Here is a 12,054-nt window from a genome sequence, read left to right as displayed (position 1 = left end):
GCGAAACAAACGTGAATGTTAAACGGTCATAAAAGTTTCACGCACAGGTACTTTTAATTAATGAAGTAGATGAAGATGAAGATATTTTCACATTAAAGCGACGGTGCTTTACATCAGCTAATGATGACGCGATAGAAGCACAATCCAATACGTGGTTTGTGAAAGAGGATCAACTTCATTTATCGGCAAATCAGTACACGGTGAGATCAGACACCATTCCAAATATCAGAGGTATTCTAGACAGTAAAGAATTCGACGAGTATAAAGCTGAAAATCCTGGAGCGAAGCCGTTGAAGTATGGACCAGAAATGAAGCGTGATTGGATTCATGTGTAGAATGAGGTTATTGTTCCTTTGGGGGATGTGTTGAGGTGAAGTGGCGTTTAAAGTAGATATTAAATCTGCAGACAAATTAGGTATAATTCAAAAGATAAGGGATCTGTTTGTTTCTCACACAGGTAATTTGAATTAAATCTTGAAGAATTCTTTTGTTAGTCTACTATAGAACAGCTTAAAATTTTGGCTAAAATGATTAAACATGGCGAGGGGAGAGCGTCTACCAATTTAGAAAAGATAAGATCTGATTACTTTAAGTCATAAAAATCTGATAGCAATGTGATGAAATCTTATAGAATCGTTTTAGCTGAACAAGTATTTCGCATTAAAAATCTAGATTTTATTAGATTTAATAAAACGGTAAAGAGTTTTTAGGAAGATCTTTCTGAACATCCCTATTGTGAGATTTATGTGGTATAAAGCAATAAAATTATTCTTTGAATCGGAGGTTAATTTAATGGAGAATGTTGTCGAAACTGCACAAGAAGTCATGTCTACTTTAGATGGAGATTTAACAAGAACTGCAACTAAACATACGGCTACATATATTACTGATAAAATTAAGCAATTGAAAGGCGGAAAAGATAAAGACGCTATAATAAGAGGTTATGAAGAATTAATTAATAGTCTATTGGAAGATAAGAGTGAACTTGAAAGAATCGCAAGAAGTTACAAGGAATTATATGAAGGGGTTGAGATTAGTGCCGAAAACCTTGAATATCTTCAAAATACAATTAGAAGTGCTATAAAAATTTTAAGTAATTTCGGTGTGCAATCTCAACAAAACGACATTGCAATGGAATCTTTAGTGCAATTAATAAGTTTAGATACGTTAAGAACAATGCAATTACTTGGTTTTAACTACAAAAAAGCAATTGGTGAACCATTAACAGAACTCTGTGCAGATAAAATAAAAAGCTTAGGTGACAGTAATAATGCTAAAACAACGCAAAAAAATCGTAAAAGATAAAATGTTTGGAACAGGAGATAATAAGCGGTGTACCTGTGCGAGAGAAACAAATGTAAATGTTAAAACAATTATGATAGTTTAACGCACAGGTATCTAGTATTTACATTTAAATCTATGGGGGAATAAAAATGAAATTTAATTTAAGTAACCGTGTAATACTGTTCAGTATTTGTGCAGCTCTAGAATTTGATTTGAGACAAAAAATTATAAGTGGAAACAAAGTAATTATTTCTGATACATTAATTGATAAGGCTAAATCAAGATCTTCAAATAAAGAGATGAACTTATCGGAAATATTATATGAACTAGATTTAGGAGATTACATTGAAATAATACGTGCTAATCCTTATCAAATTGGCTTTAATAACACGCAAATAAAGGAACTGACTAATTATTTTGTTAAGATTATACCAATCAGAAATAGAGTAATGCATACTAGACCACTAGAGGTTGGTGATCGATCAACCTTATTTGAAGTATTAGAGAATATAAGCTATGATTTGAAATTGCTAGATTGGCAAGAATCTAAGCATCTTAAAATTATACTTGATGAGGACCCGACAAGAATTCTCGAATCAAGCATTAATTTAAATACAGGATTAAAAGATAGTATTTTACATAACTTACCTGATCCCGAATTTGATGATACAGGCTATATTGGTAGAAAAAATGAAATTAAGCATCTAACAGATTTAATTAACAATGACAAAGATAAAGTTATTTCTATTGTTGGTAATGGTGGAATGGGAAAAACAGCATTGACTGTAAAGATATTATATGACTTGCTCGACAGTGAGGACTCAGAATATGAAGCAGTGCTTTGGGTTTCATTAAAAACAAGAACATTGTCAGTAGGAGAATTTTTGAATATCGAAAATTCAATAAAAAGTATACCAGAGATTTATAATGAGATTGAGCGAGTATCCATTATGTCAGATTTGAAATCATCTGAAGAAAATATTATCGAATTTTTAGGGGAATTTAAAACTTTACTGGTTTTAGATAATCTAGAGACTATTAACACTGATGAGTTTATTAGCTTTTTAAAGAGCATACCAAGTAAATCAAAAGTTTTAATAACATCTAGGCATGGTATCGGGGAGTTAGAAAATAGATTTTCTCTTAGTGGGCTGAATTCTCAGGATGCAATTGAATACTTTAGAGAACTATCCAAATACTATGGATTGGATCTTCATAAACGGAAAGATGTGGATATAAGAAAAATTATAACTGAGGACCTATACTCAAACCCTTTATCAATTAAATGGTTTATTACAAGTGTGTATAAAGGCATTAGTGAAAAGGAGCTTATAAACAGAAAAGGGGATTTAGTTGAATTTTGTATGTCAAATGTTTATGACAAACTTAGTGATACTGCAAGACATATAATACAACTGTTTCTTGTGGAAAAAATTGAAATGAGTATTGGTGAAATGGATTACTTCTTACGTATTGACCCTGTATTGCTTAGGAATTCGATAAATGAGATGTTGTCTACGAACATGGTTAAACTAAAATTAGGTAAATATATTTTAGACGATATGGCGAGGGATTATTTATCGAATTTTTATCCGCCATCTAATACTTTTTTCTTGGAAATAATTAAAAAAAGAAAAGAATTAAATTCAATTCTTCAGACCGTTAATACGTTAAGAGTTAATGATCCTTACAACCCTGTCGCACTTTCCGGAACAGTTGAGGATACTGATGAAAAAATCGCAACATACTATCTGTATCAATCACTTTCAAAGATGAGCCTAAATAAGAAAAGAAGTTTACTTGAAAAAGCACAAAATATTGCCCCTAGTTACTTTGAGATTTATAAAATTAGGGCATATATAGAAAGTGAACACAGAAATATATATCAAGCTGTTGAAAACTTTGAGATCGCTGTTAATTTGACTAAAACAAAAGAAGACAAAGCTAGAATATTATTATTATATGCTACTTTTTATGTGAAAAATGTTGAGGATTATTTAAAGGCAGAAGAGATAATCGGAGAGGCAGAGGTACTGTCTCCTGAGAATGTTGATATCTTATTAGAAAAAAACCGAATTTTGATGCGGTTGGGAAAATTTGATGAATGCATTAAAAACTTAGCAGTTATAAAAAATATAAATAATCAATCAAGTCAAAATAAAGATAGCCTAATAGTGAAATCAACTGCAGAAGTATATAGAAGAAAAGCAGAAACTATTGATTCGCGCTATGACATTGATGGCAAGATCACATTATTAAAGTCAGCGATTGAAAAGATGGAAAGCCTAAAGAGTATCGATACTAGGAATGCATTTACGCTGCTAAATATAATGACAGACTTATCCTTTTTGTATCTTAGTAATTCGGCTATGATGCTATTAAAGCAAACTATGGCAAAACACTTCGATTCAATCAAATGGATTAAAAGCAATGACTTTTCTAAAATTAGAAGAAATATCGAACAGAATAAAGATGTGATAAATGTTGAAACATTCAATGAATTAATTAAATATGTAACTAATTTCAAGGATGCTTCAGAATCGATACACTCTGAAAACGAAGGAGTGATAACTAATATAAACAATCGTGACTTTGGATTTATAGCCAATTCCTCAAGTAGAGATATATTTTTTCATTTAAATAACACTCTGGAGAAGGTAGAGATTGGTGATTATGTAACTTTTGATACTTATATGAATAAGGTAGGAATTGCTGCTAAGAACGTGAAGAAAAAGTAAAAATGGTGTGCAGCACATACTTATTGTGAAATGTATATTGATGCGTATACAAAATCACTGCAATAACAGAACGTTTTGAGGAATTAGATGCGATAGAGTAGAGGAGTTATCTAAAACATTAAAAAACAATGTCACTAGCGTCGCATAAATATGTTCGAAATATTCCGTCTATAATATTCTGACCTCAAGCAAAAAAACAAAGACAGCTGAACAGAGACAGTCAACATCCATTTTTTTACTATACCTTTTGACTACTGTGACAGAAGCGGATTTCCCGCGTTACAGTACGCTTTTATCTTCAATCTTTCGAATCCAAATATGCGCTGACTTCCATAAAGAAGCCTTTAGATAGCGGCTGATCTGCAAGTAGATTCGCTTACTTTTTGTTCGTAACTGTGCCAGTACATTCAAACAGTAGACGATCATCGCCAAATACACTTGGTTGTGCACACCCTGCTCATTCTGTGCGTAGAATTTCTTGATGTTCAAATGTTGTTTCATCCATTTAAAGAACAATTCAATGGCCCAGCGAGATTTGTACAGCTCTGCGATTTCATCCGCAGACACATCGAAACGATTTGTAGCCAAGTTCAGTTAATTACCTTTGGAATCCAGCACTTACAACAGGCGAAATACATTTTCCGATCGGTTTTGCGAGGTGCCGATCACGACCATTTCATCCGACAATACCATGGTGTCGTCCGGCAGATTGAAGCGTTCGAGCGACCGGACGACTGCATTTTTTCGCAGACGAGAGACAAAGAAATAGCCCACATCCGTCATGCGGTCGAACCGTTAATAATCCAAATAGCCGCGTTCGAACACATATAGGCATTCTTTGTCATCGACCAGTACTTCTAGTTGGCCAGGATCATGTTCCTTGGCGCTTGTTAAAACCGCTTTGTCAGGGTAGGAACAGCCATTTTCCAAGCAGGTGAAGCTTGATACCGGACTTCGTTTTTCGGAATTCTGCTCAGCGGTGGTTGTTCAAATTCAAAGGCAATGTGCTGGAATCGATGATTTTCAGTGGAGTTGTCCGCTTGCGTCGTGTCTGAAAATCCGTCGCTTCATGGATCTGCGACACTAAATCGAGAAAAATAGCCTGGAAGAATTCCGTCGGCACTTGTCGAAGACGCCTGCCGAGCTGTGAGAAGCTGATGGAATCCAAGTTCGTGGCTTCCTGAAGTTCTTTGGAAAACACACTGTCACTGACGGCGCGTAAACTTTCCGTTTCATGAAGCTGCGCGTACAAGAGTAAGTTCATAAACGAAGCCATATGCAGCTTCTTTGTATAGTGATTGAGACAATGAAGCTGAACCTGTTCCGCAAATAATTTATTGGAGATAGGTTCTGCCCATAGCTTAAATGCAGTTTTCGTGTAATCTTATCCATGTGTGAATCCTTTATTTTGGATTTGGGTGGATTACTGCCTCCAAGCTATTATAAAGGATTTTTTCATGGAGAAAATAAGTAAAGAGTATTCAGAAATCAATTCCCTTTCTCGATATTTTAATGTGACGCTAGCGACTTAAGTCATAAAATAGTTTTGTGATTTGAGTGAAATTGAAAGATAAATTAGGAGGTTAAGGAATGGGGAAATCGAAAAAAACTAGGAAAGCTCCTAGAATAGTTCCAGTTAAAAAGCATACACGAAAAAATGGAGAAGTTGTACCAGCACATAAACGAAGTTAAAACAAGGTACCTGTGTGAGAAACAAACGTGAATGTTTAGACAATCATGAAAGTTTCACCACAGGTATTTTTCATAAAAACTCACGCAATAACATGTAGCTACCAGGTCGAACCACTATAATACATGGCGTATTTCCAATAACCCATCACTTCCGAACAATAATCTCATTAGAAAACTGAAGAGTAATATCAATAAAGTCTTGAATAGGAGGGGGGAGATAGCGTTCAGGCTGATAGACTAAATATACTGTTCTCTTGGAAGCGAAGTCTTTTATGAAGACAACGTTTCTTCTTTTCGATGGATTTAGGGCGAGAAAGCTTTCGGGAACAACCGATATTCCCAGTCCATTCTCCACAAGGCTGCATGCAGTTTCTAAGCTTTCTGTTTCGAATTCTACTGACGGTGAAAAGCCTACATGCTCGCACGCTTTAATAAATGTTTCTCTAATTTTAAAACTTTCCAGACTCTGAATAAATGTTTTAAACAAGGAACCTGTGTGAGAAACAAACGTGAATGTTTAAACAATCATGAGAATTTCTCACACGGGTACTTTTTTGATTCGAAATTTAATTAGAGGGATCTGTTTGGATAAGTAACAATGAGAAGTAGAATCTAACGTAAAAATATCTTAACGAGTGTATCGTGACTTATTTCTGATGTTTCGATAATATAAGAGTATTAAAAAACAAGTGCCAGTTCCTTATGCAAATCAGAAACAATTATGAATTGAACTAGAGTTGTGTGAGGACCTGGTATCTTTAAAAACTAAAAATCGTTGTTATTTAAACAACCAGGAAAGTTGCATGCACAGCTTTTTAGTTTAAGGAGTCGAGGATATGGGTGTTGTAAAAGGGGATTATTGGATGGCGATAGACGCATCTGAAATATTGAAGCGTCTGAACGAGAAGAATGTTTTTTTAAATATTGACGATGATTTATTAAATTGCTATTTAACCTATTTAGACACAGAATATACCGAAGAAGAAATAAGATTAATGAAGCGCACACTTGAGAGAGAGATGACAGCAAAAGATAATAGGCAAACAGGCTTTATCGGAGTATCTGGATTGACAATAGCACTGTTTGCCTTACTTATTAGTAGCTTAATGAGTGCAACGAATGGAGTGCTTTTTAAATCGTCATTAGTTGGAATATCTTTTATGGTCTTTTTCTTCTTTTTTACTATATTTTATTATTATTTTTTGTCCAATGACTACTTGTTGACCAAAAAAATAAAAATAATTAATATTTTGGATTTGTATCTAGAATCTAAAGGTAAAAGGTTGAGCGATAGAAATAATGTATAAGGTCCTCACACAATTCAGGTAGTAGAAAACGAAAACTGAAATGAAAAATACAACTACTCGCAACCCATAACATCTGGTGTCATATATCAAGTAATATTTCTAAAAAAGTGCCGGAAATGTGAATAGTAGAAAGCAGTAAGATACCCGTAAAATAATGCATAAATAACGTAGCACCTTCTCTATACAATCAGTGTATCGAGGAGGTGCATTTTCATATTTTCAAAAAAGTCAAAGATCGTTCTCCTCGCGTTTTGTATAAGGTGTGTGAGAAACAAACAATCATGAATGCGTCTCACACAGCTACTGTTATTTTCGCTTACATTTCACTAAATTATTCATATAAGGAATAGATAGATGAATAAAAAAGATCGAGTCCCCAATCAATCAGAAAAAGATTCTAAGTCGCCCTAGCTATTGCTCAGACCCAGCCCACTTCATTCCACCTCAAACGGTACAGCATCCACTCTGTCACACTGAAGTCCCGCCAGGAATGTAGAAAAAAACATCTTGCTTTCGGCCTCCAGATTGTACTCTTTGCCTAAAGATAGCCAATCATACAGTAGCCCGCGCATACATCGTGAAAGCATGCGGATTAGCGCTTTCCTATTGGTGGCTTCCGGCAGATCTCCTTCTTCGATTGCAGTGACGATAAAGTCATCCAGAATGGCATACAATTCTCTGTCGTGTATAGAAAAGAAATTACCTTCTCTTTCCATAAGACCGCTGACATAGACCGTTCGCATCATGTCTTTTCCCAACTCGAATTCGAGGTAATGCATTTGCCGTTCCACTAAATACAGCACTTTTTCATTGAACGTTAGCGCTTCCGGCATAACGGAAACAACTTTTTTGTAATATTGGTCGATCTCTTTGAATTTTTCCATGAAGATATCGTATTTTGAACCGAAGTGGCCATAAAAGGCACCTTTGGAACTTTCACTTTTCTTCACAATTTCATCTACGGTTACATTATCAAATCCCTTTTTCCGAAACAACTCTAGCGCAGTCTCCAATATGCGCTTCTTCGTGTGCCCCGCCTGGATTTGTCTAGTCGATTTCTTCATTGCAATACCCCCCGATCATATTATACCTTACATAAAATAAAACTATTTTTCAGAATATATTGACAAACTTGTGAACATTCAATTAATATATAGACTATAGTCTAAGACTACGGTCTATTCAAATGAACAGGAGGGATTTAATGGATTGTGTAGGCGAAAGAACACTTCGTGACCTGTTAAATGAGAAATTGCATCAGCATCCTGATAAGACATTATTTTTATTCGAAGACGCTGATCGTCATGTCTCACAAAAAACCTATAGAGAATTTGAGGATGAAGTGGATCGGCTGAGCCGATATTTCCTTCACTTGGGAATCCGAAAAGGGGAGCATGTTACATTACACATTCCGAATAACTTGGAGTTTTATACAATTTGGTTTGCTTTGGCGAATATAGGGGCCGTCATGGTGCCTACAAATATTTTATCTCCTGCGAGCGAGATGAACTATATTATCTCTAATTCCCATTCTGTCATGTTGATTACAGAACAGCCTTATCTAGACAAGTTCGCGGATGTGGAAACACACTGTCCCGCTATTCGTTACAGAATGCTTACAAGAAGTCAGCCTGTTGATGGTTACTTATCCTACGATGATGCACTGGTTTTTGAAAGCGGTTACAAATTTGCGTTACCTGAGCTTCATAATGAAGATACCGTTGCCATTCTATACACTTCAGGCACTACTTCAAAACCTAAAGGTGTGTGTGTCACGCATGCCAACTATTTATTCGTCGGTGAACAGATGGCGTTAAACTTACAGCTGACTGCCAACGACCGGACTTTTATCGTGCTTCCGCTGTTCCACGGCAACGCTCAATATTATTCTACCATGTCGGCTTTAACCGTTGGCGCTTCAATAGCTTTAACTGAAAAGTTCAGCGCATCCCGTTATTTTGAGCAGGCCAATCAGCTACAAGCTACAGTCGGTTCACTGTTCGCTGCGCCTATTCGCATGATTTTAGCTAAAAACGAAACAAAGAACGTAATCAAGAACACTCTCCACACAATTATCTTTGCGCAAAATGTCGCTGCAGAACAGTTGAACCGCTTTGAAGAACTCGCCGGTGTCAGATTAAGTCAGCTGTACGGAATGACAGAAACGATAGGTATTCCGCTAATGAATCCGCTACACGGCGTATGCAAGAATGAAAGCATTGGCAGACCGACGCTCGGGTACGAAGTGAAGTTGGTCGATGAACAAGGTAATGATGTTCAAAAAGGTGCTTCAGGACAGATCTTGATCAAAGGCCATGCGGGACGCACCATTATGAAAAAGTATCTGCGGAATCCGCTGTCGACCGAAGAAACGATACAGGACGGCTGGCTACGCACAGGCGATAATGCCCGTATTGGGGAAGATGGATACTATTATTTTGTAGATCGCGTAAAAGACATGATCAAGCGATCTGGGGAAAATGTGGCTACCATTGAAGTGGAAAGTGCCTTAGCCTCCCATACAGCTGTGTACGAAGCAGCAGTGATCGGTGTGCCGGACGATATGCGCGATGAGGCGATTAAAGCTTTCGTCATTTTGAATGAAGAAATGTACGTTACGGAGGATGAGCTGCTGGCTCACTGCCAAGCACAGTTGGCTAAATTCAAAGTTCCTGATTCTATTGATTTTTTAGATGATTTTCCACGAACTTCCGTCGGCAAGATTCAAAAAAATAAGTTGGCAAATTACATTCCAGTTAAATAGAGGGGAGACTTTTTATGAAAAAGATTAAAATATTGTTGGCAAGTTTGTCAGGTTCCATTATTGAATGGTATGACTTTTACTTATACGGAACAGCCACTGGAATTGTATTTACCACACTTTTCTTCCCGAATGAAAATCCCGCCGTTTCTATTTTGATTGCATTTGCCACATTCGGAGCGGGATATGCAGCACGACCGCTGGGCAGTATTATATTTGGCCATATGGGAGACCGGATTGGACGGAAAGCTTCCTTGATGATCACGCTCATCGGGATGGGCGGTAGTTCTTTCTTGATTGGATTGCTACCGACCTACGCGGCAGTCGGTATCCTGGCACCCACCATGCTAGTCATACTACGGTTGATTCAGGGGATTTCTCTTGGGGGAGAATGGGGCGGAGCTGTCCTTCTTGCTACGGAGAATGCAAGCAAAGGAGTACGCGGGTTGTTCGGTTCCATCCCACAGCTGGGCGTACCGATCGGGCTAGTGCTTGGCACATTCAGCTTCACAATTATTAACAGCTTCACTACGGAAGCACAGTTCATGGCATGGGGCTGGAGAATTCCGTTCCTGTTCAGCGGCGTCCTCATCGTACTGGCGCTCTGGATACGGAGTAGCATCGAAGAAACCCCGGAATTTCAGCAACGCAAAGAGTCTGGCAATATCGAGAAGATGCCAGTACTGACGCTGTTCAGAAATAATTCCAAGGATATGTTCCGAATCATCGGACTGAAACTGGGCGACGGCTTTTTCAACGTATTCCTTATGTCATTTATTCTGGTGTACGCTACAACGTATATCGGTTACTCACGGGACACAGCACTGCTTGCACTTTCACTGAGCTGTGCAACGATGCTGATCACGATACCGATTGTGGGATACCTGTCTGACTTCATCGGACGTAAAGTGATTTATATTTCGGGTCTAATCGGCATGTTGGTGCTGACAATCCCTTATTTCATCGGTATTTCCATCAGTACGTCCACATTCTTTATCATGCAGATCGTATTGCTTGGTGTCGTCTGGGCCGCGATTTTTGCGACACAAGGGACGTTTTTCTCGGAGCTGTTCCCCGCGAATGTCAGATATACAGGGCTATCCCTTGGCTATCAAATAGCCGCTGCGATTGTTGGGTTCGGACCGATGTTATGGACTGCCATGGCGGCTAATTACGGTCCATCCCCATGGGTTTTCGGCGGATTCATGATAGCAGCCCTTCTCGTTTCGCTAGTTTTGGCCATATTCTCGCCGGACACGAGAAAAGTTTCGCATTACGATGAAACTGTCCATGAGGAAGAAGAGGTCGTATCGCGTGTATCAGCGGAACCTTTGCTCACTACTGCAGCGGAGGTACGTGAATAATCAATTATCTACGAGCTCCCGACATGTTGACTGTCGGGAGCTCGTATTCTTCAGCCGCATTATACAGTTGTGTGCCATCACCTAAACTTCATAATCCGCAGGAACCTTGATTCCTGCTAGATTTTATTCGCCAAATATTTTTTAAAAGACACAGAGTAGTGGGGTCTGATGTTGAAAAACGGTACCTGTGTGAGAATCTAACGTGAATGTATAAACAATCATAAAAATTTCGTACAACTATATTGCTGTATTAATTATGAAAAGCATCAACGCCACTTATATGACGTTGATGCTTTTCACATATAAAACATAGTAAAATGAATGTAGCTTTAATTTATCATACGCCAGAAAAATAGTCAGGAGGATTCCATATCACTCCCCAAGGAAACTATACTACTACTCGAACAATATATAAATGACAATTACGTAGATGAAGTTGTTATATATTCACAAGCTGTATATTCCGAAGTACTCGAATCAGAAGTGCAGATGCAAGAAAGTACACGCAGCTTGGAAGACGTACTAGATCAAGTGCACGAAACATTTTCAGAAATGTTGTTGCGTACAATTGATGAAATGGGAATGACGGATAGTGAGACACATAAAAAAGCACAAATTGATCGAAAGTTATTTTCGAAAATCCGGAATGATAAAGAGTATAAACCGAGTAAGTCCAACGTGCTTGCCTTGCAATTAGATTTGGATGAAACGCAAGATATGTTGCTGCGGGCGGGATTCGCTTTATCTCCTAGCAGTAGTGGAAAGTACCAGGTCCCCACACAAATAAGAAATAATACTTCTTAATAGGGTGTTCAGAAGAGTGAAGTCTAATGAATAAAGATATCTCGAATGTACAATTACAATGTTTAAAGGTTTTACTCCCTCCTTTGTCGAATATTGTATAAGGT

General features: G+C 37.5%; 8 protein-coding genes and 1 pseudogene. 6 read left to right on the top strand and 3 right to left on the bottom strand.

From position 1 onward, the window contains the following. Positions 1-792: 792 nt before the first annotated feature. Positions 793-1,305: a hypothetical protein gene (locus tag CSV68_RS14270; RefSeq protein ID WP_099662478.1), complete on the top strand. Its 513-nt coding sequence runs from the start codon at positions 793-795 to the stop codon at positions 1,303-1,305. A gap of 128 nt (positions 1,306-1,433) precedes the next feature. Beyond that, entirely contained in the window at positions 1,434-4,022 is a 2,589-nt protein-coding gene (locus CSV68_RS14265) for an NB-ARC domain-containing protein (protein WP_099662477.1), read from the top strand. Positions 4,023-4,301: 279 nt separating this feature from the next. On the opposite strand, the pseudogene CSV68_RS14260 reads toward CSV68_RS14265, so the two are convergent. Together CSV68_RS14260 and CSV68_RS17650 are read right to left on the bottom strand one after the other, a co-directional pair. After that, positions 4,302-5,414 (bottom strand): annotated as a pseudogene (locus CSV68_RS14260) (IS4 family transposase). A 445-nt stretch (positions 5,415-5,859) separates the two neighbouring features. Continuing rightward, positions 5,860-6,201 (bottom strand): LysR family transcriptional regulator substrate-binding protein, encoded by a 342-nt coding sequence (locus CSV68_RS17650; RefSeq protein ID WP_099662476.1) that lies wholly within the window; start codon positions 6,199-6,201, stop codon positions 5,860-5,862. Positions 6,202-6,550: 349 nt separating this feature from the next. Between CSV68_RS17650 and CSV68_RS14250 the strand changes: the two genes are divergently transcribed. Next, positions 6,551-7,021 (top strand): hypothetical protein, encoded by a 471-nt coding sequence (locus CSV68_RS14250; RefSeq protein WP_099662475.1) that lies wholly within the window; start codon positions 6,551-6,553, stop codon positions 7,019-7,021. Positions 7,022-7,455: 434 nt separating this feature from the next. On the opposite strand, the gene CSV68_RS14245 is transcribed toward CSV68_RS14250, so the two are convergent. After that, positions 7,456-8,085 (bottom strand): TetR/AcrR family transcriptional regulator, encoded by a 630-nt coding sequence (locus CSV68_RS14245; protein ID WP_099662474.1) that lies wholly within the window; start codon positions 8,083-8,085, stop codon positions 7,456-7,458. 140 nt (positions 8,086-8,225) lie between these two features. On the opposite strand from CSV68_RS14245, the gene CSV68_RS14240 reads away from it, so the two are divergent. From CSV68_RS14240 to CSV68_RS14230, 3 genes are all read left to right on the top strand, one after another. Further along, entirely contained in the window at positions 8,226-9,785 is a 1,560-nt protein-coding gene (locus tag CSV68_RS14240) for an AMP-binding protein (RefSeq protein ID WP_099662473.1), read from the top strand. Between the two features lie 14 nt (positions 9,786-9,799). Beyond that, positions 9,800-11,146 carry an MFS transporter gene (locus tag CSV68_RS14235; protein ID WP_099662472.1) on the top strand — a complete coding sequence of 449 codons (1,347 nt, stop codon included), beginning with the start codon at positions 9,800-9,802 and terminating at the stop codon, positions 11,144-11,146. Between the two features lie 489 nt (positions 11,147-11,635). Further along, entirely contained in the window at positions 11,636-11,950 is a 315-nt protein-coding gene (locus CSV68_RS14230; protein WP_199175037.1) for a hypothetical protein, read from the top strand. Positions 11,951-12,054: the final 104 nt, after the last annotated feature.

Source organism: Sporosarcina sp. P29 (assembly GCF_002743265.1).
GTDB lineage: Bacteria > Bacillota > Bacilli > Bacillales_A > Planococcaceae > Sporosarcina.
The sequence above is the reverse complement of the archived record's forward strand: the minus strand, read 5'-3'. Positions and strand labels throughout refer to the sequence as shown.